A 25,413-nucleotide genomic window follows, 5' to 3' on the forward strand; every position below is an offset into this window, starting at 1 on the left:
TATACGATATTAATTATAGCGAACTAGAGAAGGGAAATAATAAAAAATCGGCGTTAAGAGAGGCTTTGTTGAATAAATCGAACTTTTAGGTGACTGGCGGCTCTGATCACTACATTCGTTTCAACATCAGGTCCCCATGGCAAAGCAAAAGTTTAAAATCACCAACTGGCCCGCATATAACAATGCGCTCAGGCAGCGGGGGGACCTGATAGTATGGCTTGATGAGTCAGCCATTGCTGCATGGACTGAGAGTACACCACCTGAACATCGTGGCCGGCCGCTTCACTACACCGATATGGCCATTACCACGGTTCTGATGATAAAGCGCGTGTTTAACCTTTCGCTCCGGGCGTTACAGGGTTTCGTTGACTCGATTTTTAAACTGATGGGGCTGTCGCTGCGCTGCCCAGATTACTCTCTGGTCAGCCGGCGAGCAAAAATCGTCGACATCAGCATAAAAACGCCAACCCGCGGCGAAATCTCACACCTGGTCATCGATGGCACCGGCCTGAAAGTCTTCGGCGAAGGCGAATGGAAAGTCAGGCAGCATGGGGCTGAGAGACGCAGAGTATGGCGCAAGCTTCATCTGGCAGTAGATAGCGTGACACATGAAATTATCTGTGCCGATTTATCGCTAAGCGGTACGACAGATGCGCAGGCGCTGCCCGGGCTGATTAACCAAACCCACCGGAAAATCAGGGAAGCGTCGGCTGACAGTGCTTACGATACGCGTTACTGTCATGATGCTCTGCTGAGGAAAAAAATAAAGCCGCTTATCCCACCGCGAAGTGGTGCACAATATTGGCCAGCTCGATACCATGAGCGTAACCATGCGGTGGCAAATCAGCATCTGAGGGGCAATAACGATACCTGGAAAAAGAAAGTAGGTTATCACCGGCGTTCACTGGCTGAAACGGCCATGTTCCGGTTTAAAACACTTCTGGGTGGTCATCTGAGTCTGCATGACTATGACGCGCAGGTAGGTGAGGCAATGGCAATGGTTAAAGCACTTAACCGGATCACACTGTTAGGAATGCCAAACAGCGTCCGCATCATGTAACAATCGCCCTGATAGGGAGGAAGTCGTCACAAATTTCGGATTTATTCAACAAAGCGGTTAAGAGATCATAGCTAACGACGCGTTTTGCACCGCAATGCATCATCAAGCCTCCTGACTTTAACTTTTTACTTATTCTTTCTTACTCTCCAGGAAAAAACTTCTGCGCCTACCTAGCAGAACTGTAGGCTTATTAACAGTCATACTGGGGCAGAGAGAAATAAACCGGCCGACGCGTCCCCTTTTATTCTCATCGGCCGTCAAGTTGCAATAAACGATAAACATCTTTCACCCTCTGGGGAGGACACAATGTGATAAACAGCGGCGATGTCAGCCATCGCCGTTCGGTTTTGCCGGCAGCCACCGGCGCTAATCGCTGCACCTCACCGGGCGATGGTTGTGAAGCGCCAGGTAAGGTTGCAGAACGGCGGTACGTCATGTGGTCGAGGGTATCGGCCGGAGGGCAAACGCAATTCACATCGTCCCGTCGTTTATCAACGTTGCTCATCTGCCGTTCGCACGCCGTGTAGCAAAACTTGAATAATGATCGTCTATTTTATTTTCTGGCAGCAATAGCAGATTTAATGATAAACGAATCGATTAATGTCGTAAAAATTCGATTTATTATTGACAAGCTACGGGATAAACTTATTAATAACGAGGGTATTATACATTGATGGGTTAATGGGTAACGCCTTAATTCAATAATACACTAATGAATTGTAAGGACGCAGAAACGTACACGATATTCAGGCTGATGTTATTGCCAACTGTGTCATTAAAAATTAACTAAGCTGATCGTGCGGCATCGTTATCTCTCCACCTATCGCAGCGAGTAATGGCAGCTAGAGGCTGCACACCGGCGCCGCTTGCAGCCCAACGATCGTCGTTGGGAACAGGTATATAACGCGTTTTAATTGCCGCGCTGAACGTGCAGCGAAGCGTTATTAGCGAATTTAACCGTTTCAATTTTGACGCTTACCGGCCATTTTATTGCGCCTTAGCGTTAATAGTCTGGAGATCGCTTATGCCAACCAGTATTGATCGCCATCGTAAATGTATTGGGCATTACTATAATGATTTGCAAGTAAGCCGCTCGTCGAAAAGCGCCACGCGTCCACGCGGGTCACGATTGTCTTCAGTTGACCAATCCCCCCATCGCGAGAATCACAGCGGCTATCATAAAGCCATGGCGAATATTTTTATTCTGGCGCTCCTCTCGGTACAGCTACAACCGGTACAAGCACTTGGACGACGCCCCGTTGTGCTGAAGGTGCCCAGGCGCGATCCGCCGGCGGAGGGCGCAATTTTTAGCAAGGGGTCGGCGCTTGGCAAAGGATCGGGGCTCTGGCGGGTGAGTGCGCTGACGCCGGACCAGCCCGGGATAGCGCGCCTCTCACATCCGGCAGCGACGACGCCCGCGGCGCAAGACACAGACATCCCGAGGACGCGAACCTCAGCCCAGGCAGACGGACTTCGCGCCACGACGGCGTTCTCTGCCGGTGCAACGTCCCCCTCCGAAGCGGCGTCCTCGACAAGCGCCGCGGCCGCTTTTCGTAAGGCGTCCCCGGTTGGCGCAACCTCTCCCTTCAGCGCAGCGCCGCCCCGTAACGATAAAACCGCCTTAGCGCTCCTGCCGCCGGAAACGGTAGCGTCCGACGCCGGGCGGGCTGAGCAGCAGCCCGCTATCCCGACGTCATCGAGGATCGGCGCGCCGGCGCCGCCAGAGTTGGAGCGCGCGGGCGGACGCCTGCCACCCTGAGTTCCGATTCCGCGGCCATAACGCCGCTGGGTATGACGTCCACCCGACTTGAGGCGCAAACGCGGGCCATTTATACCCTACTGCTGCAGCATCGCCGGCTTGATCCGCAGGACGAAGCGGTGTTATCGCTTCGACACCGGGCGAATCTGGTGGTGAAATTCGTCCGCCGGCCGGCGCACCTGTCACAGCTGGTACAAGAGCTGCTGCGGCCCGCGGGTCTATACGGCGCCAACCCTGGGGAGTGGCTCAGCCCCGACACGCAACACCAGCTGTTTAACGGCTGGTTAACGGGCGTCCTCTTCAACCAAACTTTCGAGGCGCTGCTGGCGGACACATTGGCCGACGCCGGGCGGCAGCTAGCGCCGCATGCCGCCCTGATCGGGCAGTTGCGTCACTGGCTGCATCAGTTGCTGCACCAACACGACGTCCCCAGGGCGGCACGTTAAACTACCCGGCGCGTAAATATTTGCTGGAAGAGGTGGCCGGTAAGTCAGCGCCGGCGCTGATGAGCTGGCCTCACGATCGCCGCTGGAGCGCCCTCCCCGTGGTGGATTTACGCTGGGCCTATGCCCATGCGGGGCTGCGGCTGGCGAGGATGGCACGTGCTGATGAGGCACAGCGCGGCACGCCTCATGCCCTCTCGGTAGATGAAGCCGTCGATCTCGGATGCGCGCTGGCGCTGCTGCTGGAGAAACGCGCGCTGCCGCCGGAATATCTGGAAATTTTTCAGCTCCCTGCCCTGCTGCGCTATCGTTATCACTTTCCCGATGCCGCTTACCCGGAAGAGGAGCTGCGTACGCGCGCTGGAACGTTTCATCCTCGATGTGGATGCCGAGATGCTGGCCAACGATCCCGTACGTCAATTTGGTATGGCGCTGGACGCCTGGCGCAGCCGCCGCCAGCTGGCGCAAGACGCCATTGTCAACCGCTGTCCCGAGCTGGCCCACGCCGACGCGGCGAAGGCGTTACAGGCCGATACGGAAAGTTACCTCAACGCCCACGGCCCCTGGCACTGTTCCTGCCCGCCGCCGGGAGAACCGGATTTGCCGCCACTGCCCGATATCGACGGGCGTTTTGAAGAACAAAACGCTGAACTGGCCCGCCATTACGCTACCGTTGATCTCTTGATCTTGAGCAATACCTTTGCCCGGCTGGACGAGGTGGAGAGGGATTTTATCCGTCTGGCGCAGGTCACCTTCGCGCGGGCGGAGCGCTCACCGGTTGCCGCGTTTTCCGCTTTTGAGCTAAGCGGCCTGCATCATAGCGGGCAATCGGTCGTAGATTTAGTGCTGGAGCTCCTACCCGGCGTGGAACTGTTGCTTGCGCGTCATCAGCAAGAAGAGCGAATTTATGCCCTTCAGCTCCAGGAGGGCAGGTATCTCTTAAGCCGCGTGGACCGCAACGATAGTCGCTATCACAATCTGTTTCCCGCGCCGCGCCATTATCGTTACAAACGTTATGATTTAAAAATACACGAGCAGCAAGAAAGGCTAAAGCAGCCCGGCGCGCCGCTGGAAGCGCTGGCGATGACCTTGGCCACCCACCACCAGACACAGTTCAGCACCCATCTGTATCAACAAGGCTATGACGCCACCTTTCGCGAACAGGCGCTGGACTTCCTGCTGTCGCTGGTTCCCTTCTACGACTGTGTCCGCCTCCTGAGCCGCGGCGAGACGGCCAACGCGCTGCTGCCCTGCGCCTTCGATGCGCTTGCGCTGGTGCCGGTTGTTGGCGAGGCATCGGCGATCAGCTTGCATTTCGGCTCTGCGCTAGGACGCGGTGGCTTATTTGCCGTCCGTCGCGCGGTGAAAGTCATGGCCTGCGAACAACTGCTCGCGGCGGCGCGGTATTCGTGCGCCACGGCGTCTCCCCGGGCTGGAGCACGAGGTGCCTCTACTGGCGTTGGCGGGCGATACCTATCGCGGGCAGACGGTTTTCGTGCGCATCAACCCGTACAACGGCGATGTTTGCGGGATCAAATATACGTTGAGTCCCGAAGGGGTGCTGCGCAAAGTGCCAAAAAAATTGGCCGTTCATCTGCGCAATATCCGCACCCAGGGGCTGGGAGGGAAAGGCTCCAAGGCGGCGGCGCGCAAGTGGGCAGCGGACGTGGCCGGTCAGGCGCGATCCATTGATGACTTACCGGGCGAAGTGGTCGAAAATATTCTGCGTCAGCTGGATTTGGCCAGCCTGGCCGCCGTGGCGCAACTTAACGATCGCTACCGGCAGGAGGCGGCGCATAGCCTGAAGCAATTCAGCGCTCAGCGCCAGGCGGCACAATTAGTGACGGCGGCACGCGCTTTCAACGTGCCGGCCGTGCAATTTTTCAGTGCCCATGGCGGCTCTGTGGCCGGGTTCGATCAGGCCGCCGACCTGCCGCTGTTTGCGGTGTAAGAAGGGCGTGTCGATCTACTTACCCCCCTGCTGGCGATCGCAGGCGTCGACCCCGGTGCCACGGATCTTCAAGGCAATACCGCCACCCTGATTGCGGCGGGACATCGCGACGGCGCCCTGCTCAGCGCACTGCTGGCGCGGCCGGACATCAACGTCAATGCGGTCAACCATGAGGGTAGCTTCGCTTTACTTAACGCGATTCAGCACGGCTATATCGACCGTGTGCGCCAATTGCTGGCGGTACCGGACCTTGATATTAACGCCGACGATCATAACGGTATTTCACCGTTGCTCCTGGCCATTACGCAAGATCGCAGCGATATCGCCTTACTGCTGCTGCATACGCCGGGCATTGATGTTAACAGCCGCGATCTGCGCGATATCACGCCGCTCATCATGGCGGCGCAGACCGGCAATCTCCCCGTTTCCCGCGCCCTGCTGGCCTTTGCCCATCTGGATGTCAACGCGGCGGATAACTCCGGTATGACCGCGCTCATGCACGCGATTAGCCATGAATACAGCGAGCTGGTCACCCTGCTGTTGGCCAAACCGGATATCGACATTAACCTCAGGGACACCGAGGAGGCCAGTGCGCTCATCTGGGCCGCCGGTAAGGGTAATGTGGGTATTCTGCGGGCGTTGAATGCCATGCCGAATCGCGAGATCAACGCCGCCGACGAGCATGGTTTCACGCCCTTGATTCAAGCCTGTATGCAGGGCCATAAACCCGCGGTACGCATGCTGTTGAAGATCAGCGACGTCAATATCAATGCCGTCGATGAGCAGGGACAAACGGCCCTGATGCACGCACTGGAACTCAACCGTGTTGATATCGTCCCTATGCTGCTGCGCCAGTCGCGGCTTGATATCAACCTGCGCGATGTCGCCGGCAATTCGGCTTTGGCCATAGCGGTACGCAGGGGGCGTACCGCTATGCTTCCCGCCCTGCTGCGCGTCCCGAACATCGAGGTCAATAGCGGCGACAACGAAGGGCTAACCCCATTGATGATGGCGGTGATGCGCCACGACACCGAAGCGGTGCGGCTCCTGCTGGCGGTACGGCGGATTGATGTGAACCGGATGGACTACAATGGCGCCAGCGCCCTGCTGTGGGCCGCAAGCGACGATCATCCCGCGATCTTACAAACGCTGCTCCAGGCGAAGGGCATCCAAATCAATCTCTCCGACACCAACCTGAGCACGCCGCTGATTCAGGCCGCGCTGAACGGCCGTAGCGCGATGGTGCGCCTATGGCTGGCGCAGCCGGGCATCGCAATCAATTTCACTAACCAACAGGGCATGACGGCGCTGATGATAGCCGCCGAGAACGGCACAGCCAGTATCGTACGCGCTATCACCTCCGCGCCCGGCTGCAACGTCAATGCACAGCGTCATGACGGCAATAGCGCGCTGCTGCTGGCAATACGCAATAATCATCGCCGCTGCGTGGAACTGCTGCTCAATACCCCCGGAGTTGACTATAACCAGCATAACCACCTGGGATTTAGCGCCCTGACGCTGGCGCTGTCCAGTGAGCGGCGCGACCTCACCCTCCGCTTGTTGAAATTGCCCAATATCAACGTCAATGATGCCGATCTGACTAGCTTTACGCCGCTGATGAGAGCGGTGGAGATTAACGATGCCGAAGTGGTCGATCAGCTACTTAAAAACCCGCTATTGGACGTCAACGCCTCCCGAGACGGCGGGCAGAGTGCGCTTTAGCCTGGCTGTCAGCCAGGATCGGCTGCTGTGCTTGTTGCGGCTTCTGAATGCCCCCGGCATCGCATTGGATAAAGCCGATGCATTAGGCGAAACCGCGTTGATGCAGGCGGTCGAAAGCGATATCGCCCTTAACGTCATCAATATGGTCCGCGCGCCGGGCGTTAACGTCAACCGCCGGGACAGGCGCGGCGCGGTAACGCGATGACCGTACAGATATTGCTGAATCATAATGATATTGATATAAACCGCGTGGATCAGTTGGGCTTTACGCCGCTGATGCGTGCGGCGCAGGGCAACCATCACGCCGCGATCTCCGAACTGTTAACCCACCCCGCCATCGCGATAAACCTACGCAATATCAATGGTATGAGCGCTTTGTCGCTGGCGGTGGAAAGGGGTCATACCGAGGCGGTACAACAACTGCTGTCGGTAGCGGGAGTCACTATCCAACAGAGGGATAACGCCGGACGTACATCGCTGACGCTGGCGCAGCACGGACGGCATCCGCGTATGCGGCGCTGCTCGAACGATACGCCGCTGACGCGGCGGCGCCCCGGTGACTTCGGCCAACCGCGCGGCACCCTTCTGCCAACACCCGCCGCCGAGGCGTTGAGGGCAATGCCCCCGCCCTCCGCGCGGGGCCCGCGCCCACTACAATCTGTTGGCGCGCGGTGACGTCTCCGTCCGGCCGGAAACGGCGGTTTGCCGCCGCGTCATCGTCACGGTGCGCCCTCATGCCCATCGCAGCTTTCAGGCCGGCGTTGCTAACGCCGGGCCATAGTTATTTTCTGCGGCCTAATCTGGGTGAGTAAACCCGCCCGCTGTCGCGAGGGTGTTTATTGCGTACAGCGCTCACCGCACCCTAAGGGACTATTCGCGTTGACGCCCGTTGAGCAAGGAATAATAATAAACCTTCGCGGTATGCTCGCTTATTTCACGCACGATAAATCAATAAAGCGTGGCGACATTCCTATTATGCGGCCATCATTCAACTTTCATTTACTATCATCCTTGAATAAGGTAAATATCTCGCGGCGCTTCGAGCTCTTCCCCACCCAGGGTGATCCCTGCCCGCGCCAGGGGTGACCTGGCGCGGCGGACGGCGGGCTTTGGCCTGCCGGCGCAATCGATCACGCCGGTCAATGTATTCTCATTTCTCGCCAGCGTGATTATTTTCGCCGAAGGAGTCGTTGACCGCCATCAGAAAAAAATTAATTCATCAGCGGGAATGAAAACTGGGATATAGTGCCCTGACGTTCATGCTCCCGAGATACTTCATCAAGCTTTGTTGAATAAATCGAACTTTTAGGTGACTGGCGGCTCTGATCACTACATTCGTTTCAACATCAGGTCCCCATGGCAAAGCAAAAGTTTAAAATCACCAACTGGCCCGCATATAACAATGCGCTCAGGCAGCGGGGGGACCTGACAGTATGGCTTGATGAGTCAGCCATTGCTGCATGGACTGAGAGTACACCACCTGAACATCGTGGCCGGCCGCTTCACTACACCGATATGGCCATTACCACGGTTCTGATGATAAAGCGCGTGTTTAACCTTTCGCTCCGGGCGTTACAGGGTTTCGTTGACTCGATTTTTAAACTGATGGGGCTGTCGCTGCGCTGCCCAGATTACTCTCTGGTCAGCCGGCGAGCAAAAACCGTCGACATCAGCATAAAAACGCCAACCCGCGGCGAAATCTCACACCTGGTCATCGATGGCACCGGCCTGAAAGTCTTCGGCGAAGGCGAATGGAAAGTCAGGCAGCATGAGGCTGAGAGGCGCAGAGTATGGCGCAAGCTTCATCTGGCAGTAGATAGCGCGACACATGAAATTATCTGTGCCGATTTATCGCTAAGCGGTACGACAGATGCGCAGGCGCTGCCCGGGCTGATTAACCAAACCCACCGGAAAATCAGGGAAGCGTCGGCTGACAGTGCTTACGATACGCGTTACTGTCATGATGCTCTGCTGAGGAAAAAAATAAAGCCGCTTATCCCACCGCGAAGTGGTGCGCAATATTGGCCAGCTCGATACCATGAGCGTAACCATGCGGTGGCAAATCAGCATCTGAGCGGCAATAACGATACCTGGAAAAAGAAAGTAGGTTATCACCGGCGTTCACTGGCTGAAACGGCCATGTTCCGGTTTAAAACACTTCTGGGTGGTCATCTGAGTCTGCATGACTATGACGCGCAGGTAGGTGAGGCTATGGCAATGGTCAAAGCGCTTAACCGGAGACCCTGTACACGATTCTGTGTAAATGCTTTTTCTCAGAAGTGACCGTCCAGGCGGTCACCGAACTCGATAATAAAGCGGCTCATTGCCATGCGCCAGTCCCTCAAAGGCATTGTCCATTTCTGTGAGGCCGCCTGTATCGCCAGCCACACCACCTTTTTCACTGCGTCGTCGGTCGGGAACACCTTGCGCTTTTTGATGGCATGCCGGATCACGCTGTTTAACGACTCGATGGCGTTGGTCGTGTAGATCACCTTGCGGATGTCCGTTGGGTAGGCAAAGAACGTGGCCAGATTGGCCCAGTTTGCCTGCCAGCTTCGACTTATTTGCGGGTAGCGGATGTCCCAGGCACTGGAGAACGCTTCCAGCGCCTGCAAGCCGGCTTCTTCCGTAGGGGCCTGAAGAATAGCTTTCAGGTCGCGGGTGACGGCCTTGTAGTCCTTCCAGGAGACGAACAGCAGGCTGTTGCGCACCATATGCACGATACACAGCTGGAGCCGCGCCTCCGGATACACCGCGTTAATAGCGTCAGGGAAACCTTTCAGTCCGTCTACGCAGGCGATAAGGATATCGTTCAGGCCGCGGTTTTTCAGCTCTGTCAGAACGTTCAGCCAGAACTTTGCGCCTTCATTTTCGGCCAGCCACATACCTAGCAACTCTTTCTGGCCTTCGATGTTGATGCCCAGCGCCAGGAACACAGATTTGTTGATGATGCGGCTGTCCTGCCGGACTTTTAGAACGATACAGTCAAGATAAACAATGGGATAGACTGCATCCAGAGGCCGGTTTTGCCATTCGACAACCTGCTCCATGACCGCATCGGTGACCTTTGAGACCAGCGCCGGCGAGACATCGGCGTCATACAGCTCTTTGAACGCGGCGGCGATCTCGCGGGTGGTCATCCCTTTGGCGTACAACGATAAAATCTGGTTATCCATCCCGGTAATCCGGGGCTGGTTCTTCTTCACCAGTTGCGGTTCAAAGGAACCGTCACGATCGCGTGGAGTACGCAGCGCCAGCGGGCCATCGCCAGTGGTAATGGTTTTTGTGGAATAGCCGTTGCGGGCGTTGGTCCCCGGTTTAGGCTGATTTTTATCGTAGCCGAGGTGGTGGGTCATTTCGGCATTGAGAGCTGCTTTGACGCTGATTTTTTTCAGCAGCCGATCGAAGTGACTGAGATCTTCAGGGGTTTTGAGATTTTTGGCCAGTTCGTTAGCCAGAGCCTGCAACTGTTTTTCGTCCATAAATTAACCTGTTTTTGATGTTGGATTGAACATATCAAAATCAAGCAAATACACAAATTTCTAAACAGGCTCTAACCGGATCACGCTGTTAGGAATGCCAAACAGCGTCCGCATCATGTAACAATCGCCCTGATAGGGAGGAAGTCGTCACAAATTTCGGATTTATTCAACAAAGCACCAGTTCGGTCACGCCGCCTGGGGACATATAGGCCGAAAACAGTTTTTCCACTTCGCCCACCGCAAAGCCGATCTCCTCCATCGCTTCGCGCCTGATACACTCCTCGGGAGAGTCATCGTCCAGCAGGCCGGCACAGGTTTCAATCAACATACCGTCGGCATTGCCATTGATATAAGTCGGCATGCGGAACTGGCGGATTAACACCACGCTGTTTTTGCCGCGGTGATAAAGCAATATTGTCGCACCGTTGCCGCGGTCGTACACTTCTCGCATCTGACGCTGGCTGCCGCCGTCTTTTTTCATCAGATCGTAGACAATTTTGCGCAGAACAAACCAATGCTGAGATAACAACGTATTTTCAATGATTTTAATCTTAAAAGACATAATCTTTCCGATGGTGGTTTCAGGAGAATAGCGTAAAAATGATCATAACCTAATACGCCCCGCGGCGTCAGGCTAGTCTAAGGGATCAGTTTTTTACAATATCTCCTTTATTTCTCCACGTTTTATCCGCAACAGACGGGTAAAGTACAGAGCACCGGTGCAAAGGGTCGCGTAGCGCCGACCCGATAAGCTATTGCCTTGAGGTTATGACTGGATGGCTAATTTTTTTGTTGATCGCCCTATTTTTGCCTGGGTGCTGGCAATTATTGTTTGCCTGACTGGCGTGATGGCCATCATATCGCTGCCGATAGAGCAATATCCCCGGCTGGCGCCGCCGACGATCCGTATTTCGTCCAATTATATCCCGGCGCCTCTGCGCAAACGCTGGAAAATACCGTTACCCAGATTATCGAACAGAATATGACCGGCCTCGATAATCTGTTGTATATGGCCTCGCAAAGTACCAATACCGGCCGCGCCACCACCACGCTGACCTTTTTGGCGGGCACCGATCCCAACGAAGCCATGCAGCAGGCACAAAATCAGTTGCAGGCCGCGCAGCGCCGCTTACCGCGGGCGGTACAAAGCCAGGGCGTGACCGTAAGCAAAACCGGCGACACCAATTTGATGATGGTGGCTTTCGTCTCGACCGATGGATCCATGGATAAACAGGACATCGCCGACTATGTGGTCAGCCACGTACAGGATCCGGTAAGCTGGGTCAGCGACGTCGGCAGTATCGATGCCTACGGCTCGCAGTATGCGATGCGTATCTGGCTCAACCCCGATCAAATGAATAACTACAGTTTGACCACCGATGATGTGGTGTCGGCCATCGAGGCGCAGAACAGCCAGGTAGCGGTCGGCCAGCTCGGCGGCACCCCCGCGGTGGACAATCAGGCCCTTAACGCCACTATCAATGCCCTGGCGCAGCTTGAAACGCCGGATCAATTCCGCGCCATTACGCTGCGCGTCAATCAGGACGGTTCGTATATCACCCTGGGCGATGTCGCGACGGTGGAACTGGGATCGGAAAACTATGACTATTTGACGCGCTACAACGGCATGGCCGCGTCGAGTATGGGCATCAAATAGGCCTCCGGCGCCAATGAATTGGAAACCAATCTGGCGGTGAAAAAGAAAATCGCGGAGCTGGAGCCGTTCTTTCCCCATGGTCTGGAGGCGAAAATCGCCTACGAAACCGCCCCGTTCGTTAGCGCCTCGATCCGCGATGTGGTGAAAACTCTGTGTGAAGCCATTGTGTTGGTGTTTTTGGTGATGTACCTGTTTTTGCAGAACTTTCGCGCCACGCTTATCCCCACTATCGCCGTCCCGGTGGTGCTGTTGGGCACCTTTGCGGTGCTTTATTTGTTCAATTTCAGTATTAATACTGCTTTGTTGAATAAATCCGAAATTTGTGTGACGACTTCCTCCCTATCAGGGCGATTGTTACATGATGCGGACGCTGTTTGGCATTCCTAACAGCGTGATCCGGTTAAGCGCTTTGACCATTGCCATAGCCTCACCTACCTGCGCGTCATAGTCATGCAGACTCAGATGACCACCCAGAAGTGTTTTAAACCGGAACATGGTCGTTTCAGCCAGTGAACGCCGGTGATAACCTACTTTCTTTTTCCAGGTATCGTTATTGCCGCTCAGATGCTGATTTGCCACCGCATGGTTACGCTCATGGTATCGAGCTGGCCAATATTGCGCACCACTTCGCGGTGGGATAAGCGGCTTTATTTTTTTCCTCAGCAGAGCATCATGACAGTAACGCGTATCGTAAGCACTGTCAGCCGACGCTTCCCTGATTTTCCGGTGGGTTTGGTTAATCAGCCCGGGCAGCGCCTGCGCATCTGTCGTACCGCTTAGCGATAAATCGGCACAGATAATTTCATGTGTCGCGCTATCTACTGCCAGATGAAGCTTGCGCCATACTCTGCGCCTCTCAGCCCCATGCTGCCTGACTTTCCATTCGCCTTCGCCGAAGACTTTCAGGCCGGTGCCATCGATGACCAGGTGTGAGATTTCGCCGCGGGTTGGCGTTTTTATGCTGATGTCGACGGTTTTTGCTCGCCGGCTGACCAGAGAGTAATCTGGGCAGCGCAGCGACAGCCCCATCAGTTTAAAAATCGAGTCAACGAAACCCTGTAACGCCCGGAGCGAAAGGTTAAACACGCGCTTTATCATCAGAACCGTGGTAATGGCCATATCGGTGTAGTGAAGCGGCCGGCCACGATGTTCAGGTGGTGTACTCTCAGTCCATGCAGCAATGGCTGACTCATCAAGCCATACTGTCAGGTTCCCCCGCTGCCTGAGCGCATTGTTGTATGCGGGCCAGTTGGTGATTTTAAACTTTTGCTTTGCCATGGGGACCTGATGTTGAAACGAATGTAGTGATCAGAGCCGCCAGTCACCTAAAAGTTCGATTTATTCAACAAAGCCTATTAATACCCTCACCATGTTCGCCATGGTGCTGGCTATCGGCCTTTTGGTGGACGATGCCATCGTCGTGGTGGAGAACGTCGAACGGGTGATGAGCGAGGAAGGGCTGTCGCCGCGCGAGGCGACACGCAAATCCATGGGCCAGATTCAGGGCGCGCTGGTGGGCATCGCAATGGTGCTTTCGGCGGTGTTTGTGCCGATGGCGTTTTTCGGCGGCACCACCGGCGCCATTTATCGCCAGTTTTCCGTGACTATCGTGGCGGCGATGGTGCTGTCGGTATTGGTGGCGATGATCCTAACGCCCGCCTTGTGCGCCACGCTGCTTAAACCCCTGCCCGCCGGTCAGCATCACAGCCGACGCGGCTTTTTCGGCTGGTTCAACCGCTGTTTCAACCAAAGCGCCTTGCGCTATAAGCGCGGCGTGGCCGGCGTGATACAGCGCGCTACCCGCTGGTTGCTGCTTTATGCGCTGCTGATTGGCGTCATGGCATGGATGTTTATCCATTTGCCCACCTCGTTTTTGCCCGACGAAGATCGCGGCGTATTTATGGCGCAAATGCAATTGCCGGTCGGCTCCACCCAACAACAGACATTAAAAGTGGTTGAGAAGGTCGAGAACTATTTCATGACCCAGGAAAAGGATAATGTGCTGTCGGTATTTTCCACGGTGGGCGCCGGTCCCGGCGGCAACGGCCAGAACGTGGCGCGCCTGTTCATCCGGCTGAAAAACTGGGAGGACCGCGCGAGCGCCGACCGCTCATCCTTTGCCATTATCGAATGCGCGACTAAAGCCTTTAACAAGATCCCCGAGGCGAAGGTGCTGGCCAACAACCCGGCGGCCATCTCGGGATTAGGCAATGCCGCCGGCTTTGATTTGATGCTGGAGGATCATAGCGGCATCGGCCATGACGCACTGATGGCGGCCCGGGACCAACTGTTATCGGCCGCAACAAATTCCCCGTTACTAACCCGTGTCCGGCATAACGGCCTGGATGATAGCCCGCAGTTGCAGATCGATATTGATCAGCGCAAGGCGCAGGCGCTCGGGGTGTCGGTGGATGATATCAACGATACGCTGCAAACCGCCTGGGGCTCCAGTTACGTTAATGACTTCCTCGATCGCGGGCGGGTCAAGCGCGTGTATGTTCAGGCAACGGCAAAATATCGCATGCTGCCGCAGGATATCTATCGCTGGTATGTCCGTAACAGCAGCGGCAGTATGGTTCCCTTCTCGGCCTTTTCCAGTTCGCGCTGGGAATACGGTGCGCCACGTTTGGAACGCTACAACGGTTATGCGTCGCTTGAGATCGTCGGCGAGGCGGCCCCGGGCGTCAGCAGCGGCGCCGCAATGGACGAGATGGAGAAACTGATGCGCCAATTGCCTGGCGTACTTGGGTTGGAATGGACCGCCATGTCTTATCAAGAGCGGTTTCAGGGCGCCCAAGCGCCGGCGCTGTACGCCATCTCGCTGCTGGTGGTGTTCCTTTGTCTGGCGGCGCTGTACGAAAGCTGGTCAATCCCCTTCTCGGTCATGCTGGTGGTTCCATTGGGCGTGCTGGGCGCGCGGGTGGCGACCTGGTTCCGCGGCCTGGACAATGACGTTTATTTCCAAGTGGGGCTATTAACGGTCATCGGCCTATCGGCCAAGAACGCTATTCTGATTCTTGAGTTCGCCAATGAGCTGCATACGCGCGGCATGGCGCTGATGGAGGCGACCCTTGAGGCGGCGCGCATGCGTTTACGGCCGATAGTGATGACGTCGCTGGCGTTCGTTTTCGGCGTATTCCCGATGGCCAGCAGCCAGGGAGCCGGCTCCGCCAGCCAGCATGCGGTGGGTACCGGCGTCATCGGCGGTATGCTTAGCGCCACTTTCCTGGCGATCTTTTTTATCCCGCTGTTTTACGTGTTAATCAGGCGGCGTTTCCCGTTGACGCCCGGCACCCCGCCGGCCGTGTCGACGACCGCCGTTGATAGCACGGATACCGAGCCACACCCGTAACATCCGCGACAGGCTTGAATGCTGGCGCTGCGCGCTAAACGCCGGGCCAAAGTCAGGCTTTACGTGACGGAGTCATTCCCGGCGCGGCGGTGAAGGGCGGTGGCGGGCGCCAGAATTGCCGCCGGCACCTCGAATAACAACGTGGGAGTATCGCCCAGCGCCACTGGGTACAATCCAGATCATCGCCCTGCTCATGACGCTCAATCGGCTATTAGGTATGAGTTGCTATCACGCCATGGACCGCCTAGCCCTCATGGCGCGCGAACGCATACCGCTGGCGAACGAAAAGCAGGCCCTGGATTAATCTGGCAAACGTGGCAACGTCGCGAATTAAATGCAGAGAAGCGGATACCTACCCTATAATACGGGCAACTGAACCGGTGCAGGACGACCGGGGGACATCAATGCCTACAGGCTGCTAGGGGATGACAAAATTCAATCGGCCACTGCCTCTTCAACATCTCCGTTATTCTTAAGCGCTTACCGGCACAGGCTGCTGCTGGTTGCGGAGCATCGCTTCTATAAAATCTTTCCAATTGCCTAATTCTTTATCTAACATAACCACCTCATTTTAATTCTGGTAGCATTATACCGATTGACGATCGTTAATAACACCCTCAAGCGCACTAAAAATAAGATCCATGACACGGAAATAGAAATGAATCGGCACCAAAACCGGGCGCTATGTTCCTATATTCAGTGAAAGTAAAATAGATGACATGTATTTAATAAGATATCTGTTAATTGTATTAACACTTGTTGACCGAGGATATTAATGCCTTGGGCGCGCCGCCGTTCGTGCGTCGAACGGATGTCAGTTGTCACCTGCGCGGCAGCGCGGATGCGGCAGAATCCGCCAGGATTTGAGCCGCCACGCCAACGCTTCAGCCCGGCGTTTATCCGGGCCAGCGCCGACGGCGATTATTCATAAGCCACTCTCATCATTTTGCTCAATTCATCGCAGGCCCCCTTTGGAGTAATAGACGCCGGGTACGTGTCGGGCATTATAGTAATGATTAAATCTATTATATATTTATATTATTTAAACTAGTAATGGTTGATCGTTAACCGCAGCGTGATGCCAGCCATACCCATAGCCACTTTTGCAACCCAGCGGCTTTAGCCAGCTATCGCTTGGGTAAAACACTCAACACGCCAGCCATTACCCCGGCCATGGGCATGATGGGCAATCGACAGCCCCGGCCATCGTACGCTAACAGCCGCCCTGTCCCGTCGTTATCCCGTCAACCGGCCGCGGCACCTGCGGGGCAACCTTCGCCCCGACGCCCACCGCACAAGCGTGCCACGACGCTGGATCCCGCGCTCTTTTTCCCTCATCATGGAGCTTTGTGTTGCCCTGGTCGGCCGTTAGAGAGAGCCGTCAGGCGCCTCCTTTCCCGCTTAAGGTAGCTTTAGGTATGTCCAACGATTTACAGCACCCCATCGCCACGCTGTATGGCATCAAAAACTGCGATACGGTAAAAAAAGCCCGCCGCTGGCTCGACGAACAGCAGGTGCCCTACCGCTTTCACGATTACCGCGGCGATGGCCTTGACGCCATCCTTTTGCAGCGCTTCATCGACCGCCTGGGTTGGCAACCGCTGCTTAACACCCGCGGCACCACCTGGCGCAAACTCAGCGACCAACAGCGCGCGGAGGCCGGCAACGCGCGCGGCGCGGCGGCGCTGATGCTCAGCCAACCGGCCATCATCAAGCGTCCCCTGTTGCAAATGGCGGATGGCCGTCTGCTGCTGGGGTTCTCTTCGCAAGATTATCAGCAGCTTACCACCAGCGAGGTCTGACATGTCTTGTCCCATATTGGAACTCGCGCAGCAATTAATTAAACGCCCCTCCTTAAGCCCTGATGACGCCGGCTGCCAGGCGATCATAGCGGCGCGCCTGCGGGCGCTGGGTTTCACCATTGAACCGATGCCGTTCGGCGACACCCTTAACATCTGGGCCTGGCGCGGCGAGGGCCCCACCCTGGCCTTCGCCGGCCATACCGATGTGGTGCCGACCGGCGAGACACAACATTGGGATAACCCGCCGTTCGAGCCGACGTTACATGACAGCCTGCTCTACGGCCGCGGCGCGGCGGATATGAAAGGATCGCTGGCCGCCATGGTGGTCGCCGCCGAACGGTTTGTCGCTCAACATCCGCATCATCAGGGCCGGCTGGCGTTTCTGATCACCTCCGATGAGGAAGCCGACGCGCGCGACGGCACGGTCAAAGTGGTGGAAGTGTTGATGGCCCGTCAGGAACGGCTGGACTATTGCCTGGTGGGCGAGCCGTCCAGCAGCCGTCAGGTCGGTGATATCATCAAAAACGGCCGGCGCGGCTCGCTCACCGCCAATATGGTGGTGCAGGGCGTACAGGGTCATGTCGCCTATCCGCATCTGGCGGAGAACCCCGTGCATCGCGCGATGGGCGCGCTGAAGGAACTGGTGGCAACCCGGTGGGACGAGGGCAATGAATTTTTCCCGCCCACGACGATGCAAATCGCCAATATTCATGCCGGTACCGGCAGCAACAATGTCATTCCCGGCGAGTTACAGGTGCAATTCAATTTTCGTTTCAGTACCGAGCTCTCTGACGCCACCATTCGTCAGCGGGTAGAAGCATTGATGCAGCAACATGGGCTGCGCTATCGCATTGACTGGTCGCTATCCGGCCAGCCGTTCCTGACCGCGCGCGGCGAGCTGGTGGACGCGGCGGTGCGCGCGGTGGAACACTATCAGGAGTTAACGCCGCGCCTGGAAACCACCGGCGGCACCTCCGATGGCCGGTTCATCGCCCGCATGGGCGCACAGGTGGTGGAGCTCGGCCCGGTCAACGCCACCATTCATAAAGTCAACGAGTGCGTAAGCGCAGCCGATTTGCAACTGTTGAGCCGGATGTACCAGCGCATCATGGAACAATTGGTTCTATGATGGATGCCCTGGCGGTTACCGGCCGCACCGACCGGCATTTGATCCCGCTGGAAACGGGTCATCGACTACAGCCGCTTGCTGCGACGGCTTTCGCGCGGTTGCAGCAAGCGGCGACACAAGCGAGGTTCTCCCTGCGCCCGGCCAGCAGTTTTCGTGACTTTGAACACCAATTGCGCATCTAGAATGACAAATTTCACGGTCAGCGGCCATTATTGGATCACTTTAGCCGGCCGCTGGAGGCGCTGAGTTTGGCAACAGGGCCACGCTGCGAGGCCATCCTGCGCTGGTCGGCGTTGCCGGGCGCCAGCCGCCACCACTGGGATACCGATCTGGATATCTTTGATCCCGATTTATTGCCCCCCGGCGCGCAATTACAGCTTACGCCCGAGGAGTATTTGCCCGGCGGCTGTTTCGCCTCGCTCACCCGCTGGCTTGACCGGCATCTGGGCGAATACGGCTTCTACCGCCCCTATGCGCGCGATCGCGGCGGCGTGGCGGTGGAGGCCTGGCAAGGCCAGGACGTGGCGGGCAGTGCGTGGCTGGCGCCGCGGCTGGACGATATCTTCCAGCGCTACATTGATAATATCGATAAGGAGTAAGTCTATGGGATGGTTAGAGGGTTATTGATGGGTAGTTGCAGATTCCAACGTATCCGATCAGCTGTTCCGGCGACATCCGATCAGTTATTCCGATAGACCCTGTACACGATTCTGTGTAAATGCCTTTTCTCAGAAGTGACCGTCCAGGCGGTCACCGAACTCGATAATAAAGCGGCTCATTGCCATGCGCCAGTCCCTCAAAGGCATTGTCCATTTCTGTGAGGCCGCCTGTATCGCCAGCCACACCACCTTTTTCACTGCGTCGTCGGTCGGGAACACCTTGCGCTTTTTGATGGCATGCCGGATCACGCTGTTTAACGACTCGATGGCGTTGGTCGTGTAGATCACCTTGCGGATGTCCGTTGGGTAGGCAAAGAACGTGGCCAGATTGGCCCAGTTTGCCTGCCAGCTTCGACTTACTTTGCGGGTAGCGGATGTCCCAGGCACTGGAGAACGCTTCCAGCGCCTGCAAGCCGGCTTCTTCCGTAGGGGCCTGATAGATAGCTTTCAGGTCGCGGGTGACGGCCTTGTAGTCCTTCCAGGAGACGAACCGCAGGCTGTTGCGCACCATATGCACGATACACAGCTGGAGCCGCGCCTCCGGATACACCGCGTTAATAGCGTCAGGGAAACCTTTCAGCCCGTCTACGCAGGCGATAAGGATATCGTTCAGGCCGCGGTTTTTCAGCTCTGTCAGCACGTTCAGCCAGAACTTTGCGCCTTCATTTTCGGCCAGCCACATACCTAGCAACTCTTTCTGGCCTTCGATGTTGATGCCCAGCGCCAGGAACACAGATTTGTTGATGATACGGCTGTCCTGCCGGACTTTTAGAACGATACAGTCAAGATAAACAATGGGATAGACTGCATCCAGAGGCCGGTTTTGCCATTCAACAACCTGCTCCATGACCGCATAGGTGACCTTTGAGACCAGCGCCGGTGAGACATCGGCGTCATACAGCTCTTTGAACGCGGCGGCGATCTCGCGGGTGGTCATCCCTTTGGCGTACAACGATAAAATCTGGTTATCCATCCCGGTAATCCGGGTCTGGTTCTTCTTCACCAGTTGCGGTTCAAAGGAACCGTCACGATCGCGCGGAGTACGCAGCGCCAGCGGGCCATCGCCAGTGGTAACGGTTTTTGTGGAATAGCCGTTGCGGGCGTTGGTCCCCGGTTTAGGCTGATTTTTATCGTAGCCGAGGTGATGGGTCATTTCGGCATTGAGAGCTGCTTCGACGCTGATTTTTTTCAGCAGCCGATCGAAGTGACTGAGATCTTCAGGGGTTTTGAGATTTTTGGCCAGTTCGTTAGCCAGAGCCTGCAACTGTTTTTCGTCCATAAATTAACCTGTTTTTGATGTTGGATTGAACATATCAAAATCAGGCAAATACACAAATTTCTAAACAGGCTCTTCCGATATTTTCCGATCACCCATTCCAGTGATATTCGATCACGTGTTCGCTCATCTTCTGACTCGGGTTTAGTCTATTTTTCCTGTGCTGGCTACTCCTTGCTCTTTGCGTAGTAATTCGCCTTTAAGTTCCAGTCTATAGCTGGGGTGTACTAACCGATCGAGTAACGCGTCAGCTGTCGTGGGGTTTTCTATCAGTCCATACCATTTTTTCACCGGCAGTTGACTGATCAGGATGCTGCTGCTTTTGTCGTAACGATCTTCCATCACCTCCAACAGCATCGTTGCCTGCATCGGACTTATTGATTCTAGGCCCACGTCGTCCAAGATCAGTAACTCTATTTTTTCTAACTGCTTAAGCTGTTTTAGATAGGTCCCGTCTACCTGACACTGGTGAAGATGGGCCAGCAACCGACCCACTCGCCAGTAACGCACGCTATATTGCTGCCGGCATGCCTGCTCACCAAGCGCACAACTGAGCCAGGTTTTGCCCGTACCTGTCGGCCCCGTGATGAGTATGCTTTTCTGATATTTCAGATATTGTCCCCCTAGCAGATCTCGCATCTGTTCCGGTGTCACTCCTCGGCTAGGGATATAACGGATATCTTCCGGTTTTGCCTGCAAGCGCATTTGCGATTGCCATCGCATACGGCATATGTGGTTGTTTTTTCTATGCAAATTTTCCGCTTCTACCATCAGCGACAACCGCTCCTCGAACCCCAGCTCCCCATAACTCCCCGGGAGTTCGCGTTGCGTCTCCAACGCCTGGACCATTGCCGACAACTTCAGCTCTCGCAGAGCCATTAACAGTGTATCCATATTTATTCTCCTTAGTGATAACTGTCCGGACCTCGGAGGTTTTCGTGAACCAGCATTGATACGCCGGCTCCGTCCTGGGTGACCTCACTTTCACGACCGTGTTTCAATACGTTGGCTATGAAAGAGCGGTTAATGCACCCTTTCTCCAACGCCAGCGCGCAGGCCTTCTCCAGTCGCGTCGTCTCATAGCGCCGTTGCAGATTGAGTAGCCCCAGCACGGAGCGGTAAGCCTGCTCCGGATGGGCTTTGCTCTTTTGGATGGACTCGACCACTTTCAGTGTGCACACACCCACCGACAGCGCCCAACTGCACAGCCTTTCCGGCGTCCACTGACTCTGCCCCTTATGGTTAGCCGGCATGTGCGCCGCCTGAGTCATGTGCCTATAGGCATTATCGCTGCGAGGGTGCGTAGCCACGCAGACGCCCTTATGGTGGATTTGCACCAGCCGTTGGGTGGCGATGACGTCAACGCGCTCGCCAACCAGCGGATGCGGCACCGAGTACCAGTTTTTGCCGTAGTCTATGTGGTAATCAGGTCCCACTCGGGCAACGAGATACTCACTGTATTCCCATTGTGTGGGCGGTAGAGGCCCAAGAGCCGGTTTGTCCAGCTGCTCGAAGCGTTCAAGGCGACTTTGTCCGCCGTAATGACGCATCGGGCGCAGATTCAACTCATGATTGAGTTCTTGTATCACCTGGTTGAGTTCGGCCAGCGAGTAGAACCTACGTTTACGCAACCGGGCCAAAACCCAGCGTTCTACCAGCTGCACAGTTGATTCTGCCTTCGCCTTGTCTTTCGGTTTTTTCGGGCGCGCCGGTAGCACCACTGTTTCATAGTGATTTGCCAGCGCCTGGTAGCTCTGGTTTATGACCGGCTCATAGCGGTCAGGGGTGCTGACAGCGCTGCGCAGATTATCAGGTATCATCAGCTCCGGAACCCCACCCATGAAGTGCAGGCAGCGGCTATTGGCGTTGAGCCACGATGCCATGTCCTGGCCTTCGCAGGCTTCGATATACGCATAGCCTGACACGCCCATGGCAGCGACGAAGATAGCGACCTGGCGTACGCTACCGGTCGCAGGGTTGACGATAGGTACGATGGGGCCACAGAAGTCGATGAAGAGCTTTTCGCCAGCCTTGTGCTCCATGCGCATGGAACGCCGCTGCTTCTTTTTCCAGTCACGGAACAGTGCACAAAACTGTGAGTAACCGAGGGCATCACCGCCCACGGCGGACTGATATTCCATCCAGAGCAGCTGCTTGGTCATGCCCTTGCGGCTTAACTCGGTATCGATATCAAGCCAGCTGGGTAAGGTATTGATAACTTTTCCGGATTTGCCGGGATAGAGCAGGCGGTCGAGGTCGACGGGGGACAGTTCCGCCGGCAATGGCCAGACCAGGTTAGCTACCGTAAATCGGCCGAGGATATCGTGCACGGTAGTACAGCCTATGCCGAGCGCTGCTGCGATAGTGCGATTCGAGCGACTCTGCTCGAATTTTATACGTAAGACATTAATATAGATGCACATTTCCGTTCTCGCTTTCTTCTTTTTACGTGCCATGCCATGCCCCCGGAAGCTAAAAGTCTCCAGAGTATGGCGGAACAGAAGATGAGCGATCGGACAGAATCGGAATCGCTGATCGGGCGACTGGAATCAGTGATCGGATGAAATCAGAATTAGTGATCGGGTGAAATCGGAATCAGTGATCGGATGTGACCGGAACCAGCAGTAGTGTTATTAGTTCTGACAGGCATGTTGATAGGCGGCGTGAAAGCGCTGCGCCGGGTGGATGCGACCAGCTACCTGAAAAATCGTCCCGAGTTGCCACCGCACCGGGACAACAACGCGCAATGGGACGAGGAAGACGACTGGCCGAAAAAGAAATAACCTTCCCTTAGCGCGCCGGCTGCTGGCTAAAACATCGCCAGCGGCGCGTTAAGCGCGCGTCTACCGCCGTCATTGCCGCCGCCGTTTCCTGCCGCCAGCGTCGCCACAGCGCTTTTTTCCCGCTGAGCGCCAAATGCACTGCCAGCGCCTCGTCCGGCAGCGGCTGCGTTAGCCACAGGCGCAGCGCCGGCAGCGGCAGCGTGCTGTGGCTGATGAGGCGAATAAGCGCGCTGCGGCAGGCTTCCGGCGCCACGGCGATACGGCTGATGCGACGGGAGCGCAGCCGCGGCGCCCGCCACACATTCCCGTGCGCCGCCAGCGACTGCGCCACCAGACTCCCAGACGGCCGGCGATAGCCTGCCCAGACAGCATGCGCCAGGCGCGGCGTTAATCCCCCTTCCTCCACCAGCCATAACCCCCCCATCATTTCATCGTGCTGATGGGCGGTAAAAAACGACATTCCGGGCGCGTCCATTAAACGGCGCAGGTCGATGAGGGAAGTGCGGTAATGGGCGCGGGTAAGCAACCGGTAAAACGCCTGCCGCGCCGCAGGCTGGCGCCGCCACGTCAGCGCCCCTACTCTGTCGATGCGCCATCGCACCGCGCACCGGCCGTCCATGGTCCTAAGTGGAGACGTTTTCTCCCGTGACACCGCCCGGGATCCCGTGCGGACGACAGATGTAGCGCTGCCGGCAGACGAGGGTTCCGATGCCACAGCGACGGCAGGCGGTGTTGACCCCATGGCGCCATTCGGAGCCGCTACGCGGGCGGCGACGCGATCCGTGTCCGGCGGCGCAGGTTCGGCGGCAATGATCCGCGCATCAGCATCCTCCAGCAACAATGTCTGCGTCAGCCAGCGCTCCAGCGGATCGTTTATCGGCCAGCGCAGCGGCGCATCGAGGACCAGCGGATGCCAGCGCGGCAACTCATCGCAAAACTTCAGCAAAAAACCGCGCCCGGTGCCTTCATACCCCGCGACGGTCGTGGTCAACAGCACACGGGAAAAATACCCCATCAGTTGACGCAGCAGCGGTAACGGCAGCGCGGCGGCCTCGTCTACCAGTAGCCAGCGCGCCCTTACCCCCTCTCGACAGCGGGCCAGCAGCGCATCGGGGGCAAAAAAAGGGGCGTCGGGCCCCGCGTAACGCCGCAGAACGTCCACGGCGGCTTTGGCGGGAGCGGTGATACAGCAGGCATCGGCCAGTTTATGGGCGAACATCCCGGCCAGCGCCGATTTGCCGCGTCCGCGCGGCGCAATCATGATATAGATGCCGGGCTCGACCTGCGTCAACCGGCGCAATAGCCGGCGCTGATCGGCGGTGGGCCGGCCGGGGACGGGCGCCTGCCACGGCGGGCAGGACGGGAGGGGCGTGAGCTGCGGCGCGCGGTTCTGGCGCAGCACCACCACCGCCGGGTCCGCCAACAGCGAAGCACGAAAATAGCGGGTAAAAGACGGTGTGGCGATCGGCTGCGGCTGTTCACTCCAGCGCAGCGAATCGCCGTCGGGCAAACGAGGCCAGCGCGACCAGGGTGGCACCAGCAGCACCAGCCAGCTGCCGGCCACCAACGTGCCGGCCAGCGCCGCTAGCGCATCCACCGACAGCGCCTGGCGGGCGTCGAATACCGCATGCAAGCACTCGCGACCGAGCAGGGTCTTCAGCGCCGCCGGGCGGCAGCCAACACCGCGTTCGCTTTGCTCACCCACCCACAGCCAATCTCCTGCCAGGGCATCGCAGAGCGCCGCAGCCTGCCGAGAGCACCAGCCGGGCTCGCCGCTTATGACCAACAAGCGCCGCACGCCGGCACGCCGCATCGCCGCCGTTTCATGATGCACGCTGGCCAGCCAGGACAGCCGCGACACCGTCACCTCAGGTTTTGCCCACAAGCAGAGACAGCAACCCCGCGGTTATCAGCGGCCCCACCGGCACGCCGCGAAACAGCGCGACACCGAGCACCGTGCCCACCAGCAACCCGATGACCACGGAGGGCTGGCTGGACATTAATGAAACGCCGCGGCCGCCCAGCCAGGACACTACCACGCCAATCACAATCGCCAGCAGCGATTTCCAGTGCAAAAAGGAATGCAGCACGGTAGACGCGGACAGCGTGCCGCTGGCGACGGGCGCCAGTACGCCGATGGTGAGAATAATAATACCGATGGTCAATCCCTGCTTTTCCACCCAGGGAAAATACTGTTCCATCGGCGTAAGGCGAATAATTAATAACACCAGGATCGCCACCGTCACGGTGTTGTTGTGGCTAATAATACCAAGCGCCGCCAGACCCAGCAGGATCAGCAGCGTCGGATCGGAAAAATTCATACACTGTCCCTGAACAA

Annotated in this window: 20 protein-coding genes and 5 pseudogenes; 15 read left to right on the forward strand and 10 right to left on the reverse strand. The window is 56.8% G+C overall.

What is annotated here, in order from left to right:
• The first annotated feature begins 136 nt into the window (after positions 1-136).
• Together SOPEG_RS16170 and SOPEG_RS16180 are read left to right on the forward strand one after the other, a co-directional pair.
• Positions 137-1,060, forward strand: a complete 924-nt coding sequence (locus tag SOPEG_RS16170; protein WP_025246119.1) for an IS5 family transposase — start codon at positions 137-139, stop codon at positions 1,058-1,060.
• A gap of 1,791 nt (positions 1,061-2,851) precedes the next feature.
• Positions 2,852-3,265 carry a hypothetical protein gene (locus SOPEG_RS16180; RefSeq protein WP_025246121.1) on the forward strand — a complete coding sequence of 138 codons (414 nt, stop codon included), beginning with the start codon at positions 2,852-2,854 and terminating at the stop codon, positions 3,263-3,265.
• A 107-nt stretch (positions 3,266-3,372) separates the two neighbouring features.
• On the opposite strand, the gene SOPEG_RS16185 is transcribed toward SOPEG_RS16180, so the two are convergent.
• Positions 3,373-3,636, reverse strand: coding sequence for a hypothetical protein (locus SOPEG_RS16185; protein ID WP_038468935.1), 264 nt, complete (start codon positions 3,634-3,636; stop codon positions 3,373-3,375).
• 19 nt (positions 3,637-3,655) lie between these two features.
• Here SOPEG_RS16185 and SOPEG_RS16190 point away from each other — a divergent pair, with 19 nt between their 5' ends.
• From SOPEG_RS16190 to SOPEG_RS16220, 7 genes are all read left to right on the forward strand, one after another.
• The gene (locus tag SOPEG_RS16190) at positions 3,656-4,954 is read left to right on the forward strand and encodes a hypothetical protein (RefSeq protein ID WP_148297110.1); all 1,299 of its coding nucleotides are present in this window, start codon (positions 3,656-3,658) and stop codon (positions 4,952-4,954) included.
• The gene (locus SOPEG_RS16195; protein WP_025246123.1) at positions 4,929-5,213 is read left to right on the forward strand and encodes an F-box protein; all 285 of its coding nucleotides are present in this window, start codon (positions 4,929-4,931) and stop codon (positions 5,211-5,213) included. Before SOPEG_RS16190 ends, SOPEG_RS16195 begins: the two co-directional genes overlap by 26 nt.
• A gap of 90 nt (positions 5,214-5,303) precedes the next feature.
• Positions 5,304-6,935: an ankyrin repeat domain-containing protein gene (locus SOPEG_RS16200; protein WP_335334100.1), complete on the forward strand. Its 1,632-nt coding sequence runs from the start codon at positions 5,304-5,306 to the stop codon at positions 6,933-6,935.
• Positions 6,925-7,140 (forward strand): hypothetical protein, encoded by a 216-nt coding sequence (locus SOPEG_RS16205; RefSeq protein WP_025246125.1) that lies wholly within the window; start codon positions 6,925-6,927, stop codon positions 7,138-7,140. Before SOPEG_RS16200 ends, SOPEG_RS16205 begins: the two co-directional genes overlap by 11 nt.
• A complete protein-coding gene (locus SOPEG_RS16210; RefSeq protein ID WP_025246126.1) occupies positions 7,137-7,610 on the forward strand; it encodes an ankyrin repeat domain-containing protein in 474 nt (157 codons plus the stop codon). The genes SOPEG_RS16205 and SOPEG_RS16210 overlap by 4 nt, the downstream gene beginning before the upstream one ends.
• 385 nt (positions 7,611-7,995) lie before the next feature.
• Positions 7,996-8,181: a hypothetical protein gene (locus SOPEG_RS28365; protein WP_038468947.1), complete on the forward strand. Its 186-nt coding sequence runs from the start codon at positions 7,996-7,998 to the stop codon at positions 8,179-8,181.
• 110 nt (positions 8,182-8,291) lie between these two features.
• Positions 8,292-9,218 carry an IS5-like element ISSoEn1 family transposase gene (locus SOPEG_RS16220; protein ID WP_025246127.1) on the forward strand — a complete coding sequence of 309 codons (927 nt, stop codon included), beginning with the start codon at positions 8,292-8,294 and terminating at the stop codon, positions 9,216-9,218.
• Here SOPEG_RS16220 and SOPEG_RS16225 read toward each other — a convergent pair.
• Together SOPEG_RS16225 and SOPEG_RS16230 are read right to left on the reverse strand one after the other, a co-directional pair.
• On the reverse strand, positions 9,209-10,417 hold the full coding sequence (locus tag SOPEG_RS16225; protein ID WP_025246128.1) for an IS256-like element ISSoEn2 family transposase: 1,209 nt from the start codon (positions 10,415-10,417) through the stop codon (positions 9,209-9,211). The genes SOPEG_RS16220 and SOPEG_RS16225 overlap by 10 nt on opposite strands.
• A gap of 175 nt (positions 10,418-10,592) precedes the next feature.
• A pseudogene (locus SOPEG_RS16230) lies at positions 10,593-10,979 on the reverse strand (NUDIX domain-containing protein); the annotation flags it as partial.
• Positions 10,980-11,193: 214 nt separating this feature from the next.
• Between SOPEG_RS16230 and SOPEG_RS16235 the strand changes: the two are divergent.
• Positions 11,194-12,371 (forward strand): annotated as a pseudogene (locus SOPEG_RS16235) (efflux RND transporter permease subunit); the annotation flags it as partial.
• Positions 12,372-12,428: 57 nt separating this feature from the next.
• Here SOPEG_RS16235 and SOPEG_RS16240 read toward each other — a convergent pair.
• Complete coding sequence (locus SOPEG_RS16240) at positions 12,429-13,352, reverse strand: IS5-like element ISSoEn1 family transposase (RefSeq protein ID WP_025244443.1); 924 nt, start codon at positions 13,350-13,352, stop codon at positions 12,429-12,431.
• Between the two features lie 76 nt (positions 13,353-13,428).
• Here SOPEG_RS16240 and SOPEG_RS16245 point away from each other — a divergent pair.
• Positions 13,429-15,426: pseudogene (locus tag SOPEG_RS16245) on the forward strand (efflux RND transporter permease subunit); the annotation flags it as partial.
• 472 nt (positions 15,427-15,898) lie between these two features.
• Here SOPEG_RS16245 and ypfM read toward each other — a convergent pair.
• On the reverse strand, positions 15,899-15,985 hold the full coding sequence (gene ypfM, locus SOPEG_RS27765) for a protein YpfM (protein WP_148296347.1): 87 nt from the start codon (positions 15,983-15,985) through the stop codon (positions 15,899-15,901).
• A gap of 859 nt (positions 15,986-16,844) precedes the next feature.
• Here ypfM and SOPEG_RS16250 point away from each other — a divergent pair.
• The 3 genes and pseudogenes from SOPEG_RS16250 to SOPEG_RS16260 all read left to right on the forward strand — a co-directional run bounded on the left by SOPEG_RS16250 (position 16,845) and on the right by SOPEG_RS16260 (position 18,956).
• Positions 16,845-17,228, forward strand: a complete 384-nt coding sequence (locus SOPEG_RS16250; protein WP_025246134.1) for an ArsC family reductase — start codon at positions 16,845-16,847, stop codon at positions 17,226-17,228.
• A 1-nt stretch (position 17,229) separates the two neighbouring features.
• Positions 17,230-18,357: a succinyl-diaminopimelate desuccinylase gene (gene dapE, locus SOPEG_RS16255; RefSeq protein ID WP_025246135.1), complete on the forward strand. Its 1,128-nt coding sequence runs from the start codon at positions 17,230-17,232 to the stop codon at positions 18,355-18,357.
• Positions 18,354-18,956: pseudogene (locus SOPEG_RS16260) on the forward strand (M15 family metallopeptidase). The gene dapE and the pseudogene SOPEG_RS16260 overlap by 4 nt, the downstream one beginning before the upstream one ends.
• Before the next feature lie 129 nt (positions 18,957-19,085).
• Here the strand turns inward: SOPEG_RS16260 and SOPEG_RS16265 are convergent.
• The 3 genes and pseudogenes from SOPEG_RS16265 to istA form a co-directional block, all read right to left on the reverse strand.
• A pseudogene (locus SOPEG_RS16265) lies at positions 19,086-20,295 on the reverse strand (IS256-like element ISSoEn2 family transposase).
• 141 nt (positions 20,296-20,436) lie between these two features.
• A complete protein-coding gene (istB, locus tag SOPEG_RS16270) occupies positions 20,437-21,186 on the reverse strand; it encodes an IS21-like element ISSoEn3 family helper ATPase IstB (RefSeq protein ID WP_025246136.1) in 750 nt (249 codons plus the stop codon).
• Between the two features lie 11 nt (positions 21,187-21,197).
• The gene (gene istA / locus SOPEG_RS16275; protein ID WP_081743034.1) at positions 21,198-22,748 is read right to left on the reverse strand and encodes an IS21 family transposase; all 1,551 of its coding nucleotides are present in this window, start codon (positions 22,746-22,748) and stop codon (positions 21,198-21,200) included.
• A 171-nt stretch (positions 22,749-22,919) separates the two neighbouring features.
• On the opposite strand from istA, the gene SOPEG_RS25105 reads away from it, so the two are divergent.
• Positions 22,920-23,075 (forward strand): YpfN family protein, encoded by a 156-nt coding sequence (locus SOPEG_RS25105; protein ID WP_236851522.1) that lies wholly within the window; start codon positions 22,920-22,922, stop codon positions 23,073-23,075.
• 7 nt (positions 23,076-23,082) lie between these two features.
• Here the strand turns inward: SOPEG_RS25105 and SOPEG_RS30465 are convergent, their stop codons facing one another.
• Positions 23,083-24,936, reverse strand: a complete 1,854-nt coding sequence (locus SOPEG_RS30465) for a tRNA(Met) cytidine acetyltransferase TmcA domain-containing protein (RefSeq protein WP_148297112.1) — start codon at positions 24,934-24,936, stop codon at positions 23,083-23,085.
• A gap of 7 nt (positions 24,937-24,943) precedes the next feature.
• Positions 24,944-25,396 (reverse strand): DUF441 domain-containing protein, encoded by a 453-nt coding sequence (locus tag SOPEG_RS16285; RefSeq protein WP_025246139.1) that lies wholly within the window; start codon positions 25,394-25,396, stop codon positions 24,944-24,946.
• Between the last annotated feature and the right edge of the window lie 17 nt (positions 25,397-25,413).

It is taken from the genome of Candidatus Sodalis pierantonius str. SOPE (genome assembly GCF_000517405.1).
Taxonomy (GTDB): domain Bacteria; phylum Pseudomonadota; class Gammaproteobacteria; order Enterobacterales; family Enterobacteriaceae; genus Sodalis_C; species Sodalis_C pierantonii.